Source organism: Achromobacter sp. NCFB-sbj8-Ac1-l (assembly GCF_052695805.1).
Window position 1 is genome coordinate 835,736 of record NZ_CP199812.1, and the last position, 22,673, is coordinate 858,408.

Consider the following 22,673-nt stretch of genomic DNA (forward strand, 5'->3'; position numbering starts at 1 on the left):
GGATACTCTGTGTGGAACGACGCTCGCACTACCAACCTGATTGCCAACACGCTAGCCGTGCTGGCGGTCTGCGCCGTGCTGATCGCGGGCGTGGTGTGGGTAGCGCAACGCCCGTATTTCACGCTGTCGGCCATCGAACTGGAGTCCACGCCGGACACCGAGCTGCACTATGTATCGCCGGGGGCGGTGCGTGCGGCGATCGCCGGACGCTTCAAGGGCAACTTCTTCACGGTGGACCTGGACGACGCTCGCGAGATCTTCGAATCGGTGCCCTGGGTGCGGCACGCCACCGTGCGCCGCATCTGGCCCAATGTGCTGCGCGTGCGCATCGAAGAGCAGCAGCCGCTGGCGCTGTGGAACGAAAACCAGATGATCAACACCTGGGGCGAAGCGTTCACGGCCAACACGGGCGAGGTGGACGACGAAACGGTCTTGCCGCAGTTCTCCGGGCCCGAGGGCACCGAATCGCTGGTGGTGCAGCGCTACGCCGAATTGGCACGCTGGTTTGCGCCGCTGGACATGCACGTCAAGCAGTTGGAGCTGAGTCCGCGCTATGCCTGGCGCGTGGTGCTGTCCAACGGCATGTTGCTGGACCTGGGCCGCGATCCGGGCGCCGATGCGCCGGATCCGCATGGCCTGCCCGGCGCGCTGCCGTTCGCAGCTCGCATTCAACGCTTTGTGCAAGCGTGGCCCGCCGTGTCGGGGCGCCTGGAAGGGCGCACCATCACGCAGGCCGACCTGCGCTATCCCAATGGTTTCGCCCTGGCGCTGGCTCCGTTGCCCGCGTCGGAAACCAAATCCAAATCCACACCGAAACCTCCCAAGAAACGCTAACGCCATGACCCGTGACATCAAGGACCTTATCGTCGCCCTCGATATCGGCACCAGCAAGGTGGTGGCTGTGGTGGCTGAAATCTTGCCCGAAGGCCGATTCGAAGTGCTTGGCCTGGGCCAGCACGAATCGCGCGGCATGCGCAAGGGCGTGGTCGTCAATATCGAGACCACTGTGAATTCCATCCAGCGCGCGCTTGAAGAAGCCGAGCTGATGGCAGATTGCAAGATCCGCGACGTCTACACCGGCATCGCCGGCAGCCATATCCGCAGCTTCAACTCCAGCGGCATGGTCGCCGTCAAGGACAAGGAAGTCACCGCCACCGATGTCGCTCGCGTCATCGAGACCGCCAAGGCCGTGAACATCCCGACCGACCAGCAAGTGCTGCACGTGCTGACGCAGGAATTCATCGTCGACGGCCAGGAAGACATCCGCGAGCCCATCGGCATGAGCGGCCTGCGCCTGGAAGTGCGCGTACACATCGTGACCGGCGCGGTCAGCGCCGCGCAGAACATCGTCAAGTGCGTGCGCCGCTGCGGCCTGGAAGTGCAGGACCTGATCCTGCAGCCGCTGGCCTCCAGCCTGGCCGTGCTGACCGCTGACGAGAAAGAACTGGGCGTCGTGCTGGTGGATATCGGCGGGGGCACCACCGACGTCGCCATCTTCACCGGCGGCGCCATTCGCCACACCGCCGTGCTGCCGATCGCCGGCGACCAGATCACCAACGACATCGCGGCCATGCTGCGCACGCCGACGCCCGATGCCGAGGAAATCAAGCTGCGCTATGGCGTGGCCAAGCAGGTGCTGGCCAGCCCGGACGAGTCCGTGGAAGTGCCGGGCCTGGGCGACCGTGGCCCGCGCCAGGTCAAGCGCCAGGCGCTGGGCGCCGTCATCGAGCCGCGCGTGGAAGAACTGTTCACGCTGGTGCAGCAGGTGGTGCGCGATTCGGGCTACGAAGACCTGCTGGCTTCCGGTGTGGTGCTGACCGGCGGCTCGGCGCAGTTGCCCGGCATGATCGAACTGGCCGAGGACGTGTTCCTCAAGCCGGTGCGCGTGGCGGTACCCGAATACGAAGGCAGCCTGGCCGACGTGATGCGCAATCCGCGCTTCTCGACCGTGATGGGCTTGCTGCAGGAAGCGCGCATGCAGCGTGTGCGTGGCCGCAAGGTCGCCGCGCAGACGGGCAATTTCAAGAGCCTGCTGGCGCGCATGAAGGAATGGTTCATGAATTGAAAGAGGGGGGCAGGTTGGGGCCTGCTCCTTGGCGTGATCCGCAGCGGCATCGCGGGTCGGGCCAGAAGGGGAGGCGTCTCAAACCCGTTGCGGATCAAACCGGTCGGCTTCGGCTTTGAGGCGATTCACAAAATATAGGTTGTTGGGGAATTTTTGTGATTTGCAAAATCGGACTTGTGAGGGAGTCATCATGATGAACTTTGAGATGCTTGAGAACAACACCAAAGGGACCGTAATCAAGGTCGTTGGTGTGGGTGGTGCGGGCGGCAATGCCGTCGCGCACATGATTCGCAGCGGCGTGCACGGCGTGGATTTCATCTGCGCCAACACCGATGCGCAGGCACTGGCGGCGACCAACGCCCCGGTGCAGATCCGTCTGGGCCGCACGGGCCTGGGCGCGGGCGCCAAGCCCGAGCAAGGCCGCGCGTCGGCTGAAACCGCACGCGAGGAGATCCGTGCCGCCCTGAACGGCGCGCACATGGTCTTCATCACCGCCGGCATGGGCGGCGGCACCGGCACGGGCGCAGGTCCGGTCGTGGCCGAAGTGGCCAAGGAGCTGGGCATTCTGACGGTGGGCGTGGTGACCAAGCCCTTCACCTTCGAAGGCAACAAGCGCCTGAAGATGGCTGAAGACGGCATCGCCGAACTCGCCAAGCACGTGCATTCGCTCATCGTGGTGCTCAACGAGAACCTCTATGAACTGATGGACGAGGACGCGACGCAGGAAGACTGCTTCCGTTCGGCCGACGATATCCTGCACAACGCGTGCGCGGGCATCGCCGAAATCATCAACGTCGAAGGTAACGTCAACGTCGACTTCGAAGACGTCAAGACGATCATGGGCGAGCAGGGCCAGGCCATGATGGGCACGGCATCGGCTTCGGGCGCTGACCGCGCCCGCGTCGCCGCCGAGCACGCCATTGCCTGCCCGCTGCTGGAAGGCGTGGACCTGAACGGCGCTCGCGGCGTGCTGGTCAACATCACTGCCAGCCGCTCGCTGAAGATGCGCGAAACGCGCGAAATCATGGAAACGATCCGCAGCTACGCTTCGGACGACGCCACCGTGATCTTCGGCACCGCCTACGACGAGTCGATGGGTGAAAACCTGCGCGTGACCGTGGTTGCGACCGGCCTGGGCCGTGCGCAGGCGCGTCCGCAACTGGTGCAGAGCACCGCTGAAGTGCTGCGTACCGGTACCGACAACATGCCCATGGGCACGATGCCGGCCGCCGGTCAGGGTGATTACCGCAATCTGGACATGCCGTCTGTCATGCGCAACCCGCGCAGCCAGGCGTCGGCCCAGGTGCGTGCACTGGAAAGCTCGGGCATGGATCATTTCGACATCCCGGCTTTCCTGCGCAAGCAGGCGGATTGAACCTGGAGCCTGATTCAGGCTCTATATGCACTCCCTCATCTCCGGCTTGCCTGTCCCCGCAGGCAAGCCGGAGGCGGAGCGGCCCGTGTTTCCCTTGCACGGCTTGAATAGGGGACGGTTTTATCGGTCGGTCCAGGCGCCCTTGATGGCGTTGGGAACCGGACAGAGTTACAATACGTCAGTTACGCCGGCAATCTCTTCTTAACTTGTCGGCTTCCTGGCTCAAAATACCTTAGTCTCATGTTCCGACAGCGCAGCATTCAGAATCTCGTCCGCACGACTGGTGTCGGCGTCCACTCCGGACGGCGGGTCGAGCTCACCCTGCGCCCGGCGGCGCCCAATACGGGCATCGTGTTCCATCGCGTCGATCTGCCCGAAGTCGTCGACCTGCCCGCGCAGGCCACCGGCGTGGGCGACACCCGCATGGCATCCGTGCTGCAGCAGGGCAATGTTCGCGTGTCCACGGTGGAACATCTCATGTCGGCATTGGCCGGCCTGGGCATAGACAACCTGCATATCGACCTCACTGCCGAAGAAGTCCCCATCATGGACGGCAGTGCGGCCACCTTTGTTTACCTGTTGCGCTCGGCGGGCATCGTCGAGCAGAACGCCCCGAAGCAGTTCATCCGCGTGTTGAAGACGGTGGAAGTGCGCGAGGGCGAAGGCCGCACCGAGAAGTGGGCCCGGCTGGAACCCCATGAAGGGTACGCGCTGGCCTTCTCAATCGACTTTCGCCACCCCGCCATCGACTCGACCGCCAATTTTGCCGAAATCGATTTCGCCACCCATTCGTACGTGCGTGAAATCGCTCGCGCGCGCACGTTCGGCTTCGTCAACGAAGTCGAAGCGCTGCGCTCGATGGGCCTGGCCCGTGGCGGCAGCCTGGACAACGCCATCGTCATGGACGAGTACCGGGTGCTGAACAGCGACGGCCTGCGTTACGACGACGAATTCGTGAAGCACAAGATCCTGGACGCCATCGGCGACCTGTATCTGCTGGGCAAACCCCTGGTGGCGCGCTATGTGGCCTGCAAGTCGGGCCACGGCCTGAACAACCAGCTGGCGCGCGCACTGCTGGCGCAGCGCGACGCCTGGGAATTGGTGACCTACGAATCGCAAGCCGCGGCGCCGCAGGCGTTTCGGCACGAATGGCAACTGGCTTGATGCCGGTTCGCCGCTAAGGGCGGCATCGTCGGGGTCCGTCCCCAGCTGATGCCCAGCCCTGTCCGGGGATGGCGCCTGCCGCCGCCCCTCCGCCTTCGGATGCCATCCAGGTATTTCCCGAGGCATCATCCGGTCCGACAACTTGGTTTCGCTTGGTATCCGGGCGGGCTGCGTGCCGGACAAGTCAGGCTATCTCAGCTACTCTTGTGGTGCTTCAAAAGCTTGGCGACCGCGTCGGCCAGGGGGCCGGGGCGCAGGGTGTCGTGCAGCGCTTCGAAAGCGCCCAGGGCGGTATCGCCCAGAGGCTGCGCCTCTTTCGGGGGCAGCGGCTGGCGGGCGCCGGGCTTGGGTAGGCCGGCTTGTACCTTGACGGCAATTTCGTTAAGGTTCCAGCCTTGGTCCGACAAGGCCTGCGCGATGCGCGGGGCCAGTTGACGCATCTTCGCCGCGTGCGCGGCACTGGGCACCACCAGTTGAAGGCGCTGGTTTTCCAGCTTGCCGACCTGGCACACGGCGCCCAACGGGGCGGGCAGAATCGCCGCCACCGCATATTGGATTTGCAAGTGCTTGCGGGCGGTCGCCAGTACGCCGGCGCCCCGCATGTCATGACCCAGCCATCCCAGGGCGGTATTTTCTTTCCGCCGGCTGGAACTGGAACGTTGACGGTATGAAGTGGGTCTATTCATCCCGGCTCTAAGAATTAGGAAGCAAACCTTGAAAATCGTGATTATGCACGCCCGCGACGGGCAGGACGGGCATTTCACCCTGGGAGGCGCGCGATTGGCGTTGTTTCTGGGGGGCGCGTTGATGACGGCCGCCATCTTTGGCGCCGCGCTTCAACGGTACATTACTCCTATCCTGCCCGCCGTACACACCGTGGGTTGGCCGCTGTCCGAGCAGCCGGGGCGCGATGCGGACTTCCTGCGCGGCAACATGAACCTCCTGGCTGCCAAGGTGGGGGCGTTGCAAGCCAAGCTGGTCAGCATCGACGGCCTGGGTCAGCGCGTGGCCCAGGTGGCCGGCGTGGCCTATACCGATCCGGAAGTGGCCAAGCAACTGGCCGCTGCCGCGACCGATGCGAACCATGCGCCCGAGGCGACCCAGGTCATGGACGATCTGTTCACCGACCGGGCGCCGCCCAGCGCGGCATCGGCCGAAGCGCTGGGCCGCCAGCTGGACGAAATCCAGGAACGGCTGGCGCTGCAGACCGATAACCTCAAGCTGCTGGATGCCGCGCTGACGCGGCGTTCGGCAGACCAGGCGCGCATGCCCACGGCGATGCCGATCACCGACTACCCCTATCTCAGTTCGTCCTATGGCTGGCGCCGCAACCCGGTGACGGGGCGTTCCGCCATGCACGAAGGCCTGGATTTCGCCGCACCGCCGGGCACGCCGATCCTGGCGGCCTCGGGTGGGGTGGTGCTGGAAGCCAAGTTCCAGCCCGGCTACGGCAACATGGTTGAAATCGACCACGGCGATGGCCTGATTACCCGCTACGCCCATGCCTCGTCCCTGATGGTCAAGCAGGGGCAACTGGTCGAACGTGGCCAGCAGGTGGCCCGGGTCGGTTCGTCCGGCCGGTCCACCGGCCCGCACCTGCACTTCGAGGTCCGGCTGGCCGGGCAGCCGCTGGATCCGCGCCTGTTCCTCGGGCCGCAGCAACATGCGCCGCCGGCCGTGGCGCAGGTCGGCGCCAACGGCGCCGCGCGCTGAGGCCCGATCCGGGCTACAGTGCCAGCCTGGCCATAGGATCAGGCTATTGCGCTCCAGGTGCGTTAAACTGGTTCGTTTCCCAGCGGACCCCCGCTCAACCAAATAACATCAAGTCACGGGCGACGCTGCCCTCAGCCTGTTTGCGGGCGCGGCGTGGTTCGTGCGGCCGACATACGCATGGTTTCTCTGCTCAAAAAACTCATAGGTAGCCGCAACGACCGGCTGCTTAAGCAGTATCGCAAGCTGGTAACCCAGATCAACGGGCTGGAGCCCAAGATCTCCGCGCTCTCCGATGCGGAGCTGGCGGCCAAGACCGAGGAGTTCACCTCCCGCCACGCCCAGGGCACTTCCCTGGACGACCTGCTGCCGGAAGCCTTCGCCGTCGTGCGCGAAGCCGGCAAGCGGGTCTTCGGCATGCGCCACTTCGATGCGCAGCTGCTGGGCGGCATTGCCCTGCACAGCGGCAAGATTGCCGAAATGCGCACGGGTGAAGGCAAGACGCTGATGGCGACGCTGCCGGTCTACCTGAACGCGATCGCCCGCAAGGGCGTGCACGTGGTCACGGTGAACGACTACCTGGCCCGCCGCGACGCTGAATGGATGGGGCGCCTGTATCACTTCCTGGGCCTGTCCACGGGCGTGGTGGTGCCGCAGCAGCCGAACGAAGAAAAGAAAGCCGCCTACGCGGCCGACATCACCTACGGCACCAATAACGAATTCGGTTTCGACTACCTGCGCGACAACATGGAATACCGTGTTGAAGACCGGCGCCAGCGTGCGCTGTTCTACGCCATCGTCGACGAAGTGGACTCGATCCTGATCGACGAGGCGCGCACGCCCTTGATCATTTCGGGCCAGGCCGAAGATCACACCGAGCTGTACATCCGCATGAACGCGGTGCCGCCGCTCTTGACCCGCATGGCCACCGAGCCCAAGCCGCAGGAACCGGAACCCGAAGGCGACTACTGGGTCGACGAAAAGAGCCAGCAGGTCTACCTGTCGGAAGCCGGTCACGTCAACGCCGAAGGCATCCTGGCGCGCCTGGGCATCCTGCCCGAGGGCGAGTCGCTGTACGACCCGCGCCACATCGCGCTGATGCACCACCTGATGGTGGCGTTGCGCGCCAATTCGCTGTTCTTCCGTGACCAGCAATACGTGGTGCAGGACGGCGAAGTCATCATCGTCGACGAATTCACCGGCCGCCTGATGGTGGGGCGCCGTTGGTCCGACGGCCTGCACCAGGCGGTCGAGGCCAAGGAAGGCGTGAAGATCCAGCACGAGAACCAGACGCTGGCGTCCATCACGTTCCAGAACTACTTCCGCATGTACGAAAAGCTGTCCGGCATGACGGGTACGGCCGACACGGAAGCGTACGAATTCCAGGAAATCTACGGGCTCGAAACGGTCATCATCCCGACCAACAAGCCCATGATCCGCAAAGACCAGAACGACCAGGTCTTCAAGACGGATGCGGAAAAGTACAACGCCATTCTCGAAGACATCCGCGACTGCCACGAACGCGGCCAGCCGGTGCTGGTGGGTACCACCAGCATCGAAAACTCCGAGCTGCTGTCGGGCCTGCTGAAAAAGGCCAAGCTGCCGCACGAAGTGCTGAACGCCAAGCAGCACGCCCGTGAAGCCGAGATCGTCGCCGAAGCCGGCAAGCCGGGCCACATTACCATCGCCACCAACATGGCCGGCCGCGGCACCGACATCGTGCTGGGCGGCAGCGTCGACAAGCAGGTCGACCTGATCCGCGCGGACGAATCGCTGTCCGAAGCCGAAAAGAACGCGCGCATCGAAAAGATCCGCGCCGACTGGAAGCCGCTGAACGAGCAAGTGAAGGCCGCCGGCGGCCTGCGCATCATCGGCACCGAGCGCCACGAATCGCGCCGTATCGACAACCAGCTGCGTGGCCGTGCCGGCCGCCAGGGCGACCCGGGCTCGTCGCGTTTCTACCTGTCGCTGGAAGATTCGCTGATGCGCATCTTCGCGGGCGACCGCGTGCGCGCCATCATGGAACGCCTGAAGCTGCCCGAGGGCGAGCCCATCGAGGCAGGCATGGTGACCCGTTCGATCGAAACCGCGCAGCGCAAGGTGGAAGGCCGCAACTTCGACATCCGCAAGCAATTGCTGGAATACGACGACGTCGCCAACGACCAGCGCAAGGTGCTGTATTCGCAGCGCAACGACGTGCTGGAAGCTGCCAGCGTCGGCGCCACGGTCGAAAACCTGCGCGATGCCGCGGTGACCGAGCTGTTCAACACCTATGTGCCGCCGGAATCGGTGGAAGAGCAGTGGGACATCCCGGCCCTGCAAAAGGCGCTGGAAGCCGACTGGCAGATCCGTCTGCCGCTGGTCGAGATGCTCGAAAAGGAAGCCACCCTGACCGACGAAGACCTGCGCGAGCGCGTGGTCGCGGCGGCCCGCGACATCTACCGGGCCAAGGTCGAGCAGGTGGGCGCGGAATCGTGGTCGCAGTTCGAACGTTCGATCATGCTGCAAGCGATCGACACGCACTGGCGCGAGCATCTGTCGGCGCTGGACTACCTGCGCCAGGGTATCCACCTGCGCGGCTACGCCCAGAAGAACCCCAAGCAGGAATACAAGCGCGAAGCCTTCGAACTGTTCTCGGGCATGCTGGATCGCATTCGTGACGACGTGGTGCGCGTGCTGATGACGGTGCGCGTGCAGTCTTCCGAGCAGGTCGAGCAGGCTGAAGCCGAAGCGGCCCAGCCGCACGTGCAGAACGTGCAGTATCACCACTCCGACTACGACGAGGCCCTGGCCCAGTCGGCCACGGAAGAGGGCGCGCAGCCGCAACGCAACGTGCTGCCCAAGGTGGGCCGCAACGATCCGTGCCCTTGCGGCAGTGGCAAGAAGTACAAGCAGTGCCACGGCAAGCTGGTCTGACCGGATAGACGCCATGCTGCATTCCGTCGGCCACACCGAATTCGACCATGCCGTGGTCATGGTGCGCGACCGGCTGGATGCGCTGGCGCCGCACTTCGAGCGGCAGGGCTTTCACCTGAGCGAGAAGGCGGTGCACAACCTGGGGTCGTGCAATCGCCTGATCGTGCTGGAAGGCACCTACGTCGAATTGCTGGGCTGGCCGCCCGGCGCGCCGCCAGCCCGCAAGGAAATCGCCGATTCTCCGTTCGGGCTGGAAGCGCTGGTGTTTCGCACCTATGACGCCCAAGCCACGCGCGAGCGCCTGCTCGCCGCCGGCTTCGCGGTCAATCCCATGCAGGAATTGAGCCGGCCGGCCATGCTGGATGGCCAGGAAGTGCAGGCTCGTTTCCATACCGTGCGCTTCGCCGAGCAGCCGCTGCCCGGCATCCGCATGTATTTCTGCCGCCATCTGACACCAGAGTGCGTGTGGTCGCCTGAACTCATGGCGCACCCCAATGGCGCCCGCAGCCTGACGCGCATCGATGCACGGGCTGCCCAGGCGCGCCAGGTGGCTGAGCGCCTGGCCCTGGTGGCCGGCGTGAAAGCCGAAGCCGCCGCAGGGGGCTGGGATGTGCCGCTGGCCAACCTGCGCATCCACGTGCAGGAAGACCCGTCGGCAACCGTGCCGACCTTGTCCACGCTGACGCTGGAAAACCGCGACGGCGCGCACTACACGCTCGATACCGGTCTTTGAGCCCCAGGCGCGGCCACTCGGCCGCGCTTCTGTTTTTCCCATTTCCTGCGCATTGCCCTGTAAAAGGGGGGCGGATTGCTCGTGCTCGCTTTCCGGGCAAACCCGGGTTGCGGGGCAAAGTGTATGCACTTTAGTATGCACTTCATCCCTGCTTGGAGCGCCCTGGCGGCCGACCCTTCCGATGACGCAATCCCGACCCGCAGCCCGCACCTCGGCCGGACAGACCGAGCTGTACAACGCCGTCAAGGCGATGGCAGTGAGCTTCGAGTTCAAGCCGGGCGAGCGCATCAATGAAGTGGAGCTGGCCCGGCGCCTGAACGTGAGCCGCACGCCGCTGCGCGAAGTGCTGAACCAGCTGATGGTCGAGGGGTTTCTGACACGGTCGGTGAATCGCGGCTTCATCGCCCGCTTGCTGGACGCCAAGCAGATCCACAGCCTTTACGAGTATCGCGCGGTGCTCGAGGCAGGGATCGTGCGCGCAGCTTGCGAGCGCGCGACCGATGTAGAACTGGCCGAACTCAGGGCGTTCGTGGAGCGGTCGCGCGACGAGCCTGAAGACAGCGAGGCCACCCGGCTGCTGGCGCTGGACGAAGCCTTTCACCTGACGCTGGCGCGCCTGACGCGCAACGAGGAATTCGTGCGGGCGCTGGAAAGCGTCAATGCGCGTATCCATTTCGTGCGCTGGATCGACATGCAGCAGGGGCGCCGCAGCCATACCCAGGGCGAGCACATGCGCATCGTCCAGGCGCTGGAGCGGCGCGACGTGGACGCGTTGCCGGACATGATGCGCAGCCACATCGGGCGCCGCCTGGACCAGATCACGGATGTCATCCGCACCGGTTTTTCCACGATTTACATGCGGGACCAGGCCGAACCCGCCGCGGCAGCGCCGGCCAACACCACAACATCAGGGGAAAGAACATGACCTACACAACGATCCGGCGCGCCTTGGCGGCCGTCTGCGCGCTGGCCGCGCTGGGAGGCGGCCTGGCGGCCGCGCCCGCGCGGGCAGCGGACGAAAAACCGCTGATCCTGGTGGTGCCGTATCCGCCGGGGGGCAGCACCGACATCCTGGCCCGCATCCTGCAGCCGCGTCTGTCGCAGGAGCTGGGCGGCCGCGCGGTGGTGGTGGAAAACCGCCCCGGGGCGGCCAGCCAGATCGCGACCGCATTCGTGGCGCGGGCGGAACCCGACGGCAGTACGCTGCTGGTCAGCTTCGACAACCACGGCATCAACCCCGCCGTGAAGCCCAAGCTGCCGTATGACACCTTCAAGGACTTCGTCGCCATCACCCAGACCGTGCGCTTTCCGCTGGTGCTGGGCGCCAACCCGGGCGTGCCGGGCGACAACCTGAAGGAATTCCTGGCGGCGGCCGCCAAGCAGCCGCCCAACAAATTCAACTACGCGTCCACCGGCGTCGGTTCGTTGAACCACCTGGCGCCCGAAGAACTCAAGCGCCTGTCCAAGGTCGACCTGCTGCACGTGCCGTACGGCGGCGGCGGACCGGCCATCCAGGCGGTGGTGGGCGGACAGGCCAACATGACCTGGCTGAGTTTCGCGGCGCTGCGTGGCCAGATCCAGGCGGGCAAGATCAAACCCTTGGCCGTGGCCGGCGAGAAGCGCCTGCCCGACCTGCCCAATGTGCCGACCGTGGCCGAGTCCGGATTTCCCGGCTTCGTCGCGTATTCCTGGAGCGGCATGTTCGCGCCCAAGGGCACGCCCGACGCCACCATCAAGAAGCTGACCCAGGCATTCAACACGGTGCTGGCCGACCCCGACGTGAAAAAGAAGCTGCAGGAAGCGGGCTTCGAGATCGTGGCGTCCAACGGCCCGGCCCTGGATGCCTATGTGAAGGCGGAATACGACCGCTGGAGCAAATTCATCAAGAGCAGCAACATCAACCTGGATAACTGAGCGGAGCGCGGCGGGACGCCCGGCGTTCCGCCCGTCCCGCGCATCGCGTGGAGAAGACATGGATACCTTGACCGGCGCCGAAGCAATGGTGCGGATGCTGCAACACAACGGCGTCAAACATATTTTCGGCCTGTGCGGCGACACCAGTCTGCCGTTCTACGACGCGCTCTATCGCCTGGACCATGGCATGCAGCACGTGCTGACCCGCGACGAGCGCAGTGCCGGCTACATGGCCGACGCCTATGCGCGCGTGACCGGCAAGGTCGGCGTCTGCGAAGGCCCGAGCGGCGGCGGCGCGACCTATTTGTTGCCGGGCTTGGTGGAGGCCAACGAGTCGTCCATTCCGGTGCTGGGCATCACGTCCGATGTGGCGGTGGGCTCGCGCGGCAAGTACCCGTTGACCGAACTGGACCAGGAAGCCCTGTACCGGCCACTGACGAAATGGAACCGCACGATCGACCGCGCGGACCAGATTCCCGGCATGGTGCGCGCCGCGTTCCGCGCCATGACGACCGGCAAGCCCGGCTCGGCGCACCTGTGCTTTCCGTATGACGTCATGAAGCAGCAAGTGGACGCGGCCGACGTGTGGGCACAGCCCGAGCACGCGCGCTTTCCGTCGCTGCGCTTTGCGCCGGACCCCGCCGATGTGGCGCGCGCCGCGCAGCGGCTGGTGGGGGCGCGCTCGCCCGTGATCATCTGCGGTGGCGGCGTGGTGATCGCCGGCGCCAGCGGTGCCTTGCAGGAACTGGCCGAAACCCTGAAAGCCGCGGTCTGCGTGACCGTCAGCGGTCAGGGCAGCCTGGCCGACACGCATCCGCTGAACGCGGGCGTGGTGGGTTCCAACGGCGGCGTGATGGCGACGCGCGACGTGGTGGCTGCGGCCGACGTGGTGCTGTTCGTCGGCTGCCGCGCGGGCTCGACGTCGACCGAACACTGGCGCTTCCCGAACCGCGACGTGCCGATCCTGCACATCGATATCGATCCGATGGTGATCGGCGCCAACTACCTGACCGAGGTCGGCCTGGTGGGCGATGCCAAGCTGGCGCTGGAGGCGCTGGGCGCCGAGGTGCAGGCGCGCCGCGCGCATCGACCGTCCGATGCCGTGGATGGCGCCGTGCTGGCCGGTCGCGCCAAGGCCGCGCGCCGGGCACAACTGGAGCCGCTGGCTGCCAGCCTGGATACGCCGATTCGTCCGGAGCGCGTAGTGCAGTCGCTGAATCGTCTGTTGCCCGATGACGCGGTGGTATGCGCAGACCCGGGCACCCCCTGCCCGTATTTTTCGGCCTATTACGACGTCTCGCGCCCCGGCCGCCATTTCATCACCAACCGTGCGCATGGCGCGCTGGGCTTCTCGATGTCGGCGGCCTTGGGCGCCTGGGTGGGCCGGCCGCAGTCCAAGTGCGTGTCCGTGATGGGCGACGGCAGCTTCGGCTTCACGGTCGGCGAGTTGGAAACCATCGTGCGCCACAAGGCGCCGCTGCTGATGATCGTGTTTTCGAATTCGGTCTATGGCTGGATCAAGGCCAGCCAGAAGGCCGGTTACGACCAGCGCTATTACAGCGTGGACTTCGATCGCACCGACCACGCCCGCATCGCCGAGGCCTACGGCGTGAAGGCCTGGCGGGTGGAAGATCCGGCCAAGCTGGACGCAGCGATCAAGGCGGCGATGGAACACGATGGCCCGGCGCTGATCGACGTGGTGGCGCAGCCGCTGCAGGATGCGGCGGCGCCAGTCAGCCAGTGGATGGGTTGAGGCCCTCGCTGCAGCAACGGGGCCCGCGGGCCCCGTTTTTTTGGCCCCCGGCCAGCGTATTCTGCCCCGGGATTGGCGGCCTGTCCTTGCCGCACTTGCTCAGTGCGGGGCGGGCGTGGCGACCAGGTGGTTGACGCCGGTGCACAGGTCGGCCTGGGCCACGCCATAGATGTGCAGCGACACCGCGACGTCCGGGCCGGCATTGCCCAGCCGGTGAATCTGCTGCAGCCCCTGGCTGGCGGTGACGATGTCGCCGGGTCGGCGGCGGACTTCGCCGCAGGCGATGGCGGCATCGGCCTGGGCATCCCAGCGGTAGTGGGTTTCAGTCAATTCGCCCTGCAGGACCTGGTAGGTGCACCAGGTCTTGTGGCCATGCACCGGGCTGAATTGGCCCGGGCGCCAGATCAGGTAGGCCACCGTGAAGGCGCCCAGCGGGTCGGCGTAGGCGATGTGGCGGGTGTAGGTGTCGGGGCGGCCGGCGCGCAGGTCGGCGGGCAGGGCCTGCAGCATGTCGCCGGCATTGGCGACGCTGGCGGCCAGGTCGCGCAGCAGGGAGCGGGCCGCGTTCATCTGGGCGGCCTGCACCGATTCGCACAGCGCACGCAGGTCAGCGGTGGCAAGGTGGACGGATGGCATGGGGATGCGCCTGAATGACAAGCCTTCATCATAGGGATTCGGGCGGGAATGCCTTTGCCAAATTCGGCTGCCGGCCATGCAAGATTAGAAAAAAATTCCATCCCGGCGGCCGGCCGGCGCTCCTATACTGATCCGCTTCTTGGCACAACTCTGGGGAGTCAGGCATGGATCTGGGTATCAGCGGCAAGACCGCATTGGTGTTCGGCGGCAGCCGCGGCATGGGCCGCGCGTGCGCCCTGCAATTGGCGCGTGAGGGCGTGGCGGTCACGATCGCGGCCCGCAATCCCAAGACGCTGGAGGCAGCCGCAGCCGAAATTTCCCGCGAGACGGGCGTCGGGGTGGGCTGGGTGTCCGCCGACCTGACGCTGGAGGCGGGGCGCGAGGCCGCGCTGGCCGCGTGTCCGCATCCGGACATTCTCATCAATAATGCCGATGGCCCGATGCCCGGCGACTTCCGTGACTGGAGCCACGAGGACTGGATCGCGGCGCTGGATTCGATGATGCTGGGCCCCATCGACATGATCCGCCGGGTGGTGGACGGCATGATCGAGCGGCGTTTCGGGCGGATCGTCAATATCGTGTCTCGCAGCGTCAAGGCGCCGCACGCCGAGCTGGGACTGTCCAACGGCGCCCGGGCCGGCCTGATCGGCTTTGTCAGCGGCCTGGCGCGCCAGACCGTGCGCCACAACGTGACCATCAACAACCTGCTGCCCGGCGCCTTTGCCACCGATGCGCAGGCCCGCCACATTCGAGGCATGCTGGAACAGACGGGCAAGACGTTCGAGCAACTGTGGGACGAGCGCGGCCGCGCCAGCCCCGCCGGCCGCTATGGCCAGCCCGAAGAACTGGGGGCGTTGTGCGCCTACGTCTGCTCGGCGCAGGCCAGCTACATGACGGCGCAGAACATCCTGCTGGACGGCGGCGGCTACCCCGGGACCTACTGACCGCTTGCGGGCAAGGGTGTTCCACGGCTGGACGGGCGCAGGTCGACAGGGCAAGATTGGGCCGACATTGCTTGAGGAAACCCCATGGACCAGACGGACATCAAGATCTTGGCGTTGCTGCAGAAGGACGCCACCTGCTCGGTTGCCGAAATCGCCGAGCAGGTCAATCTGTCCGTCACGCCATGCTGGCGCCGCATCCAGAAGCTCAAGGACGACGGTGTCATCGCGCGCAACGCCATCCTGCTGGACCCGCGCGCGCTGGGCTTGAACCTGACGGTTTTCGTGTCCATCAAGACCAGCCAGCACAACGAGAAATGGACGCAGAGCCTGATCAACGCGGTCATGGCGCTGCCCAATGTGGTGGAATTTCACCGCATGGCGGGCGACATCGATTACCTGCTCAAGGTGGTGGTCGAAGACATGGCGGCCTATGACCGGTTCTACCGTCGCCTGATCGCGGCGGTGGATCTGCTGGACGTCAGCGCCAGCTTTTCGATGGAAGTCATCAAAAGCACCACCGAACTGCCGCTGGACGCCGTCTAGCGCCCGGGGCGGGCCCCCCTGGCGCCCGGTCGGGATCTTGGGCGCGCAATTTTTTTCTCTTGCCGCCCCTTCCCGGGAATACAAATTTCTTTCGGGGTGTTGCGAGACGGCAATCTCGCAATTCTTTTGCGCGGCAGGCGGCGTAGCATATCCGTCATTCCTGCTATGGAATGAACCGGGATATCAGAGGACCCTATGTCGTTGGCAGTACCCACCGGCTGCGCCGGATTGGCGAAGACGCAACCCGCGTCGGTAGACGAGCTTTTGGCTGGATGGAACGGCACCGACGACCTGTGGGTGTTCGCCTACGGTTCCCTGATATGGCATCCCGGTTTTGCCTGGCGCGAGCGTCGTCTGGCGACGGTGCGTGGCTACCACCGGTCTCTGTGCCTGTGGTCGCATGACCATCGTGGTTCCCCTGACAATCCCGGATTGGTGTTCGGCCTGGACCGCGGCGGCTGTTGCCGCGGCGTGGCCTTCCTGATTGCCGCGAGCGATGTGCCGGCCGTGTTCCAGGCGCTGTGGCGCCGCGAGATGGTCACCGGCGCCTATACCCCGCGTTGGCTGGCCTGCCATACCGAGCAAGCGCCGGTGCGGGGCCTGGTGTTCCTGCTGAACCGCGCCTGCCAGGAATACGCCGCCGACCTGTCCGATGATCGCCTGCTGGCCTCGGTGCGCAATGCGGTGGGGCATTCCGGGCCTTGCCTGGACTACGTGGTGGAAACCGAGAGGGCCTTGCGGGCCCACGGGATCGATGACTGGCGCCTGGGTGAGCTGGTGCGCAGGCTGGGCCTTCAGCCCTGCTGAGGCGGCGCCGACAGACGAACGGGGCCTTTCGGCCCCGTAAATATCAGACGCTATCCTGTGGCGTGGCCGCGTCAGAACGCCCAGCGGCCGAACATGAACAGCACGTTACCCGCGCCGCGCGAACCGGGAATGTACGTGGCGTACAGCATGGTGTCCTTGTAGCCGGCCGAGACCAGCGGCAGCACGCCGGGAAATGGCACGTAGCTCATGATGTCGTGGCGTGCCGTCAGGAACACCGTGTAGCCGGCGCCCAGGCGGAAGTTCTCGCTCACGCGGCCGATCTTCAGGAACCCGTAGCCGGCGATGGGTTCCACCTTGCTGTGCGAATCCAGGAACGCCATGGCGTACAGGCCCTGCCAGTCGCCGTCTTCGTCGTAGATGCTGCGGCCGTAGCCGCCGCCCCAGGCCAATTCGTTGAAGCTGTTGATCTTGTCGCGGCTGTACATCGCGCGGTTGTGCCACGCATAGCCACTGAAATAGAGGTCGTTGCCGCCTTCCGTCCAGATCTGGTCGATCCGGTTGCAGGCGGACTGCGCCCAGGAAGGCAGGTTGTCACAGGCGTGCGCGGCGGCGCTGAAAGTCGAGAGCAGCAGGCAAAACAGCGCTGCCCGGAGTCTGGCGGTCATGGGTGGAGCAATGAATGGAATGACAATTCCGTTACTGTAACGGAGCGCCTTTCACATTGACTGTCACTTAGCTGTCACCTGGCCGCTGATGACATCCGATGAAACACTGATGCACGCGTCCGTTGCGGACGCGCTACAGCAGGAAAATGGTCGCCAGCCCCAGGAAGATGAAAAAGCCGAGCGAGTCCGTCGCGAAGGTGAGCAGCACCGACGAGCCCATGGCGGGGTCCTTGCCGAAGCGGGCCCGCAGCATGGGCACCAGCACGCCGACGGACGCGCCGACCAGCATGTTGCAGATCATGGCGGCCATCATGACCAGGGCAATCGACAGCGAATGCGAGATGGCCCAGGCGAACAAGGCGGCCACCAGGCTGCCGCACAGCCCCACCATCAGGGTCACGAAGAGCTCGCGCTTGACCAGTTGCCACAGGTTGCGCCCGGTGATGCGGCCCATGGCCAGCGCGCGGATGATCAGCGTCATGGTCTGGTTGCCCGAGTTGCCGCCGATGCCGGCAACGATGGACATCAGGAACGCCAGGATGACGATCTGGCTGACCGTGCCTTCGAATTGCGATGCCACGAACGACGCCGTGGCCGCGGTACAGAGGTTGAACAGCAGCCAGGGCGCGCGGTTGCGCAGCGCGGTGCTGACCGGCGCGAAGATGTCTTCTTCTTGCAGACCGGCACGTGACAGGGCCTGTTCTTGCGAGTCTTCGCGCATCACGTCGACGACGTCGGCGATGGTGACGCGGCCGATCAGGCGACCCTGGTCGTCCATGACGGGGGCGGACACCAGGTCGTAACGTTCGAAGGCGCCGGCGGCATCGGCGTCGGAATCGAGCGGGTTGAGCGCCAGGAAGTCCGAATTCATGACCGCGCGCACTTCGGTTTCGGGCTCGCTGACCAAGAGGCGCGACAGGGGCAGGATGCCTTGCAGCTTGTCTTGCCGGTCGACCACGAAGATCTGGTCGGTGTGGTCGGGCAGTTCGTGCAGGCGGCGCAGGTAGCGCAGCACGACTTCAAGCGTGACGTCTTCGCGCACGCGGACCATTTCGAAGTCCATGATGGCGCCGACGCTGTCTTCCGGATAGCCCATGGCTTCCAGCAGTTGCGCACGCTCTTCTTCGGTCAGGCCTTTCTGGACTTCGGCGACGACGTCGGGCGGCAGGTCGGGCGCCAGGTCGGCCAGCTCGTCGGCGTCCATGTTGCCGGTGGCGGCCACCAGGTCCTGGCGGTCCATCGCTTCGATCAGCGATTCGCGCACCCAGTCTTCGACTTCGAGCAGCACGTCTGCATCGTGCTCGGGGCTGACCAGCTTCCAGATGGCCTGGCGTTCATCCTTGGGCAGCGATTCCAGGATGAAGGCGATATCCGCCGGATGCAGGCCGTCGAGCAGGGTCTTGAGTTCGGCTTCGTGCTGGCGATGCACCAGGTCTTCGACCAGGGTGGCCTTGGCATCGCCTTCTTCCTGGCGATGGACCAGGTCGGCAACCAATTGCTGGCGGCGCAGACGTTCCTGGACTTCCGCCAGGGCGTGTTGCGCGTCTTCCGGGTCGAGGCGACGGGGCGTCGCAGGCGGTTTCTGCGCGGCGGCGGACTGCGTCATGCGTTACGGCTCAAAGAATGGGGAGGGGGCGGCTGCGCCGCGCTTCGTCGGTGGCCACGTAGGTCAGTGTGGCTTCGGTGACCTTGACGACTTCGGCATCCAGCCGTTGGCGTTCGGCGTAGACCTCGACCGATACCGTGACGGACGTCTTGCCGGTCTTGATGACCGCGGCGTAGAAACTGAGCAGGTCGCCCACGAAGACGGGCTGCTTGAACTGGAAGGCGTTGACGGCGACGGTGGCTACACGGCCGGCCGCGCGGCGGGCCGCGGGGATGGACCCCGCGATGTCGACCTGGGACATGATCCAGCCGCCGAAAACATCCCCGTGGATATTGGCGTCCGCCGGCATCGGCATGACGCGCAATACCGCGTCGCGATCGGCGGGCAAAGTCGTGAAGGGGGTTTTGGTGCTGGAGGTCATGCGGCCGGCTCCAATGCAAGGCAACCAGCCGATTATGCAGGAAAAACGTGGCCCCCGGGCGCGTGCCGGGGGCCTGCCGCAGCGGTTTATCGCCGGATCACGAAGCCAGCTTGACGATGCCGTAGCCGCCCACCAGCAGCCAGGCGTACAGGATCAGGCCCAGCGCCATCACGCGGGGACCGGCCTTGCGGATCTGGGCGAAGCGGGTTTCGATGCCCAGCGCCGTCATGGCCATGGTCAGGGCGAAGACGTCCAGGCGGCGGATGGCGGCGACAACGTCGGCCGGGATGATGTTGAGCGAATTGATGATGGCCAGGACCAGGAAGCCGACCGCGAACCAGGGGATGGGCAGCTTGGCGCCCTTGGCCTGGCCGCCGGCGTGGCTGGCGGCGCTGCGCAGGTACAGGCCCAGCACCAGCAGCACGGGTACCAGCAGCGCGACGCGGGTCATCTTGACGATGGTGGCGACTTCGGTGGTGGCCGGGTCGATGTTGCTGGCGGCGCCGACGACCTGGGCCACTTCATGGATGGTGCCGCCGATGTAGATGCCCAGGGCCTGGGTGTCGAACTGAAGCCAGCCGGCGTGGTACAGCACCGGGTACAGGAACATGGACAGGGTGCCGAACAGCACCACGGTGGCGACGGCCACGGCGCTTTTGTGCGGCGCTGCGCGCAATGTGGGTTCGAAGGCCAGCACGGCGGCCGCGCCGCAGATGGCGCTGCCGGCGGCCGTCAGCATGGCGGTGTCGCGGTCCAGGCCCAACAGGCGCTGTCCCACCAGGGTGCCGATCACCAGCGTGCCCACCACCACCGCCACCGATACGGCCAGGCCGGGCAGGCCGACGGCGGCGATCTGCTGGATGCTGATGTTCAGGCCATAAAAGGCGACGGCGATGCGCAGGAGGCGGCGCGCGGTGAAGTTGACCCCCACACCCCAGTCGACCGGCATGGTGCCGCGCAGGAAGTTGCCGTACAGCATGCCGCAGACGATGCCGACGACCAACGGCGAGAAACCCAGTTGCCGGATGGCGGGCAGGTCCGCCAGCTGCATGACGGCGGCGGCCATGAGGCCGACGAACAGCACGCCGTTGAGCTTGTCGCGCCAGGGCGTGGCGGTTGCCGCAGGGGCGGCGGCCGGGGAGGCGGGGAGAGGGGCGGTGGCGCTGGTGGCGGAGCTCATGGCGGGCCTTTGGGCATATCTACATAACTAGACGAAATATTAATTTCCGGCCTGTTATTTGAAAAATCTTTATTTTGAATATGTAATATCGGAAATCCTGATATTTAATCGGACCCGGGCCGCCTGCCCTGGGATCGGGTGCTTCTTCATGACTCCAGACCAACTGCTTACCTTTGCCGCCGTTGCCGATGCCGGCAACATCAGCCGTGCCGCGCAGGCGCTGCATCTGTCGCAGCCGGCGGTGTCCGGCCAGTTGCGGGCCCTGCAGGAATGGTTCGGCGAGCCGCTGTACCGCCGCAGCGGCCACGGCATTGCGCTGACGGACGCGGGCGAGCGCCTGGCCGAACAGGCGCGCCAACTGCGTCAGGTGTACCGACAGGCGCAGGCGGTGCGCGAATCCTGGCGCGGGCTGGAAACCGGTGCGCTGCGACTGGGGGCCAGCACGACGCCGGCCAGTTACCTGCTGCCGGCGCTGGTAGCCGATTTCCGGCATGCCTTTCCGGCGGTCAGCCTGCACCTGTCCGATGGCAATACCCGCGAAATCGTTGAACGCCTGCCGGCGCTGGACCTGGCTTTCATCGAAGGCGATGTGCCGGCCGGTCTGCCTGCCGACACGGCGGTGCACGCCTGGCGGCAGGACGAAGTGGTGGCGATCGTGCGGGCCGATCACGCCCTGGCGGGCAAGGGGGCCGTCACGCTGCGTGACCTGGCGGCGTCGGCGCTGGTGATGCGCGAGCCGGGTTCAGGCGTGCGCCGACTGGTCGAACGCGCTTTCGCGGATGCGGGGCTGGCGCCGTCGATCGGCCTGGAACTGGCGGGGGTGGAAGGGGTGAAGCAGGCGGTGCGCGCCGGCCTGGGCGTGGGATTCGTGTCGGCGATGTCGATGCGGCACGAAGACGGCGCGCTGGCGGCCTTGCGGCTGCTGCCGCGGCCGCTGACGCGCACGTTGAGCATCCTGGTGCCGCATGCCGATGCAGCGGCCCGCGCGGCCCGGCGTTTCCTGGCGATGTGCCTGGCGGTGGGGGCAGGCCAGGCCGCGAATTAGCCGCGGCCGGCCCCGGGGACTCAGGCCTTGGCCAGGCGCTTGAGCGCCAGTTGCACCCAGTAAGTGCCGCCCAGCGGCAGCAGGTCGTCGTTGAAGTCGTAGCTGCCGTTGTGCAGCATGCAGGGGCCCAGGCCGTGGCCGGCGGCGCGGTGGTCGCCCGTGCCGTTGCCGATCCAGACATAGGCGCCAGGCAATTCCTGCAGCATGAAGGCGAAGTCTTCGGCGCCCATGGTGGGCTGGACGTGATCGTTGACCATGTCGTCGCCGACGATGCCGCGCATGACGTCGGCACAGAAGGCGGCTTCGTCGGGGTGGTTGATGGTGGGCGGGTAGTTGCGCTGGAAGGTGAACTGAACTTCGCAGTCCATGGCCGCGCAGGTGTGGCGCGCGATTTCTTCCATACGGCGTTCGATCAGGTCAAGCACGTCCAGCGTGAAGGTGCGCACGGTGCCGCGCAGTTCGGCGTGGTTGGGTACGACGTTGTCGGCGCTGCCCGCGTGGATCTGCGTGATGCTCAGCACGGCGGCATCCAGCGGATTGCGGTTGCGCGTGATGATGGTCTGCAACGACTGCGCCAACTGCACGGCAGCCATCACGGGATCGATGCCCAGGTTGGGCATGCCGGCATGGGTGCCCTTGCCCTTGATCACGATCGAGAATTCGTTGCTGGACGCCATGATGGGGCCGGCGGTCACGCCGAACTGGCCGGCTTTCATGCCGGGCCAGTTGTGCATGCCGAACACGGCCTCCATGGGGAAGCGGGTGAACAGGCCGTCGTCGATCATGCGCTTGGCGCCGCCACCGCCTTCTTCGGCGGGCTGGAAGATGACGTAGACCGTGCCGGCGAAATCGCGGTGCTGCGACAGGTAGCGCGCGGCCGCCAGCAGCATGGCCGTGTGGCCGTCGTGGCCGCAGGCGTGCATCTTGCCTTCGTGCTTGCTGGCATGGTCGAAGGTGTTGGCTTCCTGCATGGGCAGGGCGTCCATGTCGGCGCGCAGGCCGACGGCGCGTTCGCCCGGCTGGTTGCCGCGGATGATGCCGACCACGCCCGTGCCGCCCAGGCCCCGGTGGATCTCGATGCCCCATTCTTCAAGCTTGGCCGCCACCACGTCCGCCGTGCGGAATTCCTCGAACGCGAGTTCGGGATGGGCGTGGATGTCGCGTCGGATCTGGGAGATGTCGTGGTGCCAGGCGACGATGGGTTCGAGCAGTTTCATGGGAGGGATCAAGCGGAA

21 protein-coding genes are annotated in these 22,673 nt (G+C 65.8%); 14 read left to right on the forward strand and 7 right to left on the reverse strand.

From position 1 onward, the window contains the following. The first annotated feature begins 9 nt into the window (after positions 1 to 9). The 4 genes from ACUDP5_RS03975 (at position 10) to lpxC (ending at position 4,604) form a co-directional block, all read left to right on the forward strand. Positions 10 to 834: a cell division protein FtsQ/DivIB gene (locus tag ACUDP5_RS03975; protein ID WP_445658192.1), complete on the forward strand. Its 825-nt coding sequence runs from the start codon at positions 10 to 12 to the stop codon at positions 832 to 834. Between the two features lie 4 nt (positions 835 to 838). Then, on the forward strand, positions 839 to 2,065 hold the full coding sequence (ftsA, locus tag ACUDP5_RS03980; RefSeq protein ID WP_006217473.1) for a cell division protein FtsA: 1,227 nt from the start codon (positions 839 to 841) through the stop codon (positions 2,063 to 2,065). A gap of 190 nt (positions 2,066 to 2,255) precedes the next feature. After that, positions 2,256 to 3,440, forward strand: a complete 1,185-nt coding sequence (gene ftsZ, locus ACUDP5_RS03985) for a cell division protein FtsZ (RefSeq protein WP_025136632.1) — start codon at positions 2,256 to 2,258, stop codon at positions 3,438 to 3,440. Between the two features lie 240 nt (positions 3,441 to 3,680). Next, positions 3,681 to 4,604: a UDP-3-O-acyl-N-acetylglucosamine deacetylase gene (gene lpxC / locus ACUDP5_RS03990; RefSeq protein ID WP_025136633.1), complete on the forward strand. Its 924-nt coding sequence runs from the start codon at positions 3,681 to 3,683 to the stop codon at positions 4,602 to 4,604. Between the two features lie 194 nt (positions 4,605 to 4,798). Here lpxC and ACUDP5_RS03995 read toward each other — a convergent pair whose 3' ends face one another. Next, a complete protein-coding gene (locus ACUDP5_RS03995; protein WP_175190689.1) occupies positions 4,799 to 5,206 on the reverse strand; it encodes a flagellar hook-length control protein FliK in 408 nt (135 codons plus the stop codon). Between the two features lie 127 nt (positions 5,207 to 5,333). On the opposite strand from ACUDP5_RS03995, the gene ACUDP5_RS04000 reads away from it, so the two are divergent. The 6 genes from ACUDP5_RS04000 (at position 5,334) to ACUDP5_RS04025 (ending at position 13,630) form a co-directional block, all read left to right on the forward strand. Beyond that, positions 5,334 to 6,317 (forward strand): M23 family metallopeptidase, encoded by a 984-nt coding sequence (locus ACUDP5_RS04000; RefSeq protein ID WP_263913975.1) that lies wholly within the window; start codon positions 5,334 to 5,336, stop codon positions 6,315 to 6,317. 177 nt (positions 6,318 to 6,494) lie between these two features. Then, a complete protein-coding gene (gene secA / locus ACUDP5_RS04005) occupies positions 6,495 to 9,230 on the forward strand; it encodes a preprotein translocase subunit SecA (RefSeq protein WP_263913845.1) in 2,736 nt (911 codons plus the stop codon). A gap of 13 nt (positions 9,231 to 9,243) precedes the next feature. After that, complete coding sequence (locus ACUDP5_RS04010; protein WP_263913846.1) at positions 9,244 to 9,963, forward strand: VOC family protein; 720 nt, start codon at positions 9,244 to 9,246, stop codon at positions 9,961 to 9,963. Positions 9,964 to 10,144: 181 nt separating this feature from the next. Then, a complete protein-coding gene (locus ACUDP5_RS04015; protein WP_263913847.1) occupies positions 10,145 to 10,888 on the forward strand; it encodes a GntR family transcriptional regulator in 744 nt (247 codons plus the stop codon). Continuing rightward, positions 10,885 to 11,877, forward strand: coding sequence for a tripartite tricarboxylate transporter substrate binding protein (locus ACUDP5_RS04020; RefSeq protein WP_445658193.1), 993 nt, complete (start codon positions 10,885 to 10,887; stop codon positions 11,875 to 11,877). The genes ACUDP5_RS04015 and ACUDP5_RS04020 overlap by 4 nt, the downstream gene beginning before the upstream one ends. A gap of 58 nt (positions 11,878 to 11,935) precedes the next feature. Next, entirely contained in the window at positions 11,936 to 13,630 is a 1,695-nt protein-coding gene (locus ACUDP5_RS04025) for a thiamine pyrophosphate-binding protein (protein ID WP_445658194.1), read from the forward strand. Between the two features lie 99 nt (positions 13,631 to 13,729). Here ACUDP5_RS04025 and ACUDP5_RS04030 read toward each other — a convergent pair whose 3' ends face one another. Continuing rightward, positions 13,730 to 14,266: a cysteine dioxygenase family protein gene (locus tag ACUDP5_RS04030; RefSeq protein WP_445658195.1), complete on the reverse strand. Its 537-nt coding sequence runs from the start codon at positions 14,264 to 14,266 to the stop codon at positions 13,730 to 13,732. Positions 14,267 to 14,430: 164 nt separating this feature from the next. Between ACUDP5_RS04030 and ACUDP5_RS04035 the strand changes: the two genes are divergently transcribed. The 3 genes from ACUDP5_RS04035 to ACUDP5_RS04045 all read left to right on the forward strand — a co-directional run bounded on the left by ACUDP5_RS04035 (position 14,431) and on the right by ACUDP5_RS04045 (position 16,560). Continuing rightward, the gene (locus ACUDP5_RS04035) at positions 14,431 to 15,210 is read left to right on the forward strand and encodes an SDR family oxidoreductase (protein ID WP_445658196.1); all 780 of its coding nucleotides are present in this window, start codon (positions 14,431 to 14,433) and stop codon (positions 15,208 to 15,210) included. Positions 15,211 to 15,294: 84 nt separating this feature from the next. Then, on the forward strand, positions 15,295 to 15,753 hold the full coding sequence (locus ACUDP5_RS04040) for an Lrp/AsnC family transcriptional regulator (protein ID WP_025136643.1): 459 nt from the start codon (positions 15,295 to 15,297) through the stop codon (positions 15,751 to 15,753). Positions 15,754 to 15,948: 195 nt separating this feature from the next. Continuing rightward, on the forward strand, positions 15,949 to 16,560 hold the full coding sequence (locus ACUDP5_RS04045; RefSeq protein WP_175190696.1) for a gamma-glutamylcyclotransferase: 612 nt from the start codon (positions 15,949 to 15,951) through the stop codon (positions 16,558 to 16,560). 71 nt (positions 16,561 to 16,631) lie between these two features. Here ACUDP5_RS04045 and pagP read toward each other — a convergent pair whose 3' ends face one another. The 4 genes from pagP to ACUDP5_RS04065 all read right to left on the reverse strand — a co-directional run bounded on the left by pagP (position 16,632) and on the right by ACUDP5_RS04065 (position 20,393). Beyond that, a complete protein-coding gene (gene pagP, locus ACUDP5_RS04050) occupies positions 16,632 to 17,186 on the reverse strand; it encodes a lipid IV(A) palmitoyltransferase PagP (RefSeq protein WP_263913852.1) in 555 nt (184 codons plus the stop codon). Between the two features lie 133 nt (positions 17,187 to 17,319). Further along, positions 17,320 to 18,792 carry a magnesium transporter gene (mgtE, locus tag ACUDP5_RS04055; protein ID WP_263913853.1) on the reverse strand — a complete coding sequence of 491 codons (1,473 nt, stop codon included), beginning with the start codon at positions 18,790 to 18,792 and terminating at the stop codon, positions 17,320 to 17,322. A gap of 10 nt (positions 18,793 to 18,802) precedes the next feature. Further along, positions 18,803 to 19,213: an acyl-CoA thioesterase gene (locus ACUDP5_RS04060; protein ID WP_263913854.1), complete on the reverse strand. Its 411-nt coding sequence runs from the start codon at positions 19,211 to 19,213 to the stop codon at positions 18,803 to 18,805. A gap of 97 nt (positions 19,214 to 19,310) precedes the next feature. Beyond that, a complete protein-coding gene (locus ACUDP5_RS04065; protein ID WP_263913855.1) occupies positions 19,311 to 20,393 on the reverse strand; it encodes a YeiH family protein in 1,083 nt (360 codons plus the stop codon). Between the two features lie 148 nt (positions 20,394 to 20,541). On the opposite strand from ACUDP5_RS04065, the gene ACUDP5_RS04070 reads away from it, so the two are divergent. Then, positions 20,542 to 21,438, forward strand: coding sequence for a LysR family transcriptional regulator (locus tag ACUDP5_RS04070; protein WP_263913856.1), 897 nt, complete (start codon positions 20,542 to 20,544; stop codon positions 21,436 to 21,438). Positions 21,439 to 21,458: 20 nt separating this feature from the next. Here ACUDP5_RS04070 and ACUDP5_RS04075 read toward each other — a convergent pair whose 3' ends face one another. Then, a complete protein-coding gene (locus tag ACUDP5_RS04075; protein ID WP_263913857.1) occupies positions 21,459 to 22,655 on the reverse strand; it encodes a M20 aminoacylase family protein in 1,197 nt (398 codons plus the stop codon). Positions 22,656 to 22,673 lie beyond the last annotated feature (18 nt).

Excerpts from the sequence above, each read along its gene's own strand:
- ftsA (WP_006217473.1), top strand. The coding sequence starts at position 839 with ATGACCCGTGACATCAAGGACCTTATCGTCGCCCTCGATATCGGCACC.
- ftsZ (WP_025136632.1), top strand. The coding sequence starts at position 2,256 with ATGATGAACTTTGAGATGCTTGAGAACAACACCAAAGGGACCGTAATC.
- lpxC (WP_025136633.1), top strand. The coding sequence starts at position 3,681 with ATGTTCCGACAGCGCAGCATTCAGAATCTCGTCCGCACGACTGGTGTC.
- ACUDP5_RS03995 (WP_175190689.1), bottom strand. The coding sequence starts at position 5,206 with ATGCGGGGCGCCGGCGTACTGGCGACCGCCCGCAAGCACTTGCAAATC.
- ACUDP5_RS04000 (WP_263913975.1), top strand. The coding sequence starts at position 5,334 with ATGCACGCCCGCGACGGGCAGGACGGGCATTTCACCCTGGGAGGCGCG.
- secA (WP_263913845.1), top strand. The coding sequence starts at position 6,495 with ATGGTTTCTCTGCTCAAAAAACTCATAGGTAGCCGCAACGACCGGCTG.
- ACUDP5_RS04010 (WP_263913846.1), top strand. The coding sequence starts at position 9,244 with ATGCTGCATTCCGTCGGCCACACCGAATTCGACCATGCCGTGGTCATG.
- ACUDP5_RS04015 (WP_263913847.1), top strand. The coding sequence starts at position 10,145 with ATGACGCAATCCCGACCCGCAGCCCGCACCTCGGCCGGACAGACCGAG.
- ACUDP5_RS04020 (WP_445658193.1), top strand. The coding sequence starts at position 10,885 with ATGACCTACACAACGATCCGGCGCGCCTTGGCGGCCGTCTGCGCGCTG.
- ACUDP5_RS04025 (WP_445658194.1), top strand. The coding sequence starts at position 11,936 with ATGGATACCTTGACCGGCGCCGAAGCAATGGTGCGGATGCTGCAACAC.
- ACUDP5_RS04030 (WP_445658195.1), bottom strand. The coding sequence starts at position 14,266 with ATGCCATCCGTCCACCTTGCCACCGCTGACCTGCGTGCGCTGTGCGAA.
- ACUDP5_RS04035 (WP_445658196.1), top strand. The coding sequence starts at position 14,431 with ATGGATCTGGGTATCAGCGGCAAGACCGCATTGGTGTTCGGCGGCAGC.
- ACUDP5_RS04040 (WP_025136643.1), top strand. The coding sequence starts at position 15,295 with ATGGACCAGACGGACATCAAGATCTTGGCGTTGCTGCAGAAGGACGCC.
- ACUDP5_RS04045 (WP_175190696.1), top strand. The coding sequence starts at position 15,949 with ATGTCGTTGGCAGTACCCACCGGCTGCGCCGGATTGGCGAAGACGCAA.
- pagP (WP_263913852.1), bottom strand. The coding sequence starts at position 17,186 with ATGACCGCCAGACTCCGGGCAGCGCTGTTTTGCCTGCTGCTCTCGACT.
- mgtE (WP_263913853.1), bottom strand. The coding sequence starts at position 18,792 with ATGACGCAGTCCGCCGCCGCGCAGAAACCGCCTGCGACGCCCCGTCGC.
- ACUDP5_RS04060 (WP_263913854.1), bottom strand. The coding sequence starts at position 19,213 with ATGACCTCCAGCACCAAAACCCCCTTCACGACTTTGCCCGCCGATCGC.
- ACUDP5_RS04065 (WP_263913855.1), bottom strand. The coding sequence starts at position 20,393 with ATGAGCTCCGCCACCAGCGCCACCGCCCCTCTCCCCGCCTCCCCGGCC.
- ACUDP5_RS04070 (WP_263913856.1), top strand. The coding sequence starts at position 20,542 with ATGACTCCAGACCAACTGCTTACCTTTGCCGCCGTTGCCGATGCCGGC.
- ACUDP5_RS04075 (WP_263913857.1), bottom strand. The coding sequence starts at position 22,655 with ATGAAACTGCTCGAACCCATCGTCGCCTGGCACCACGACATCTCCCAG.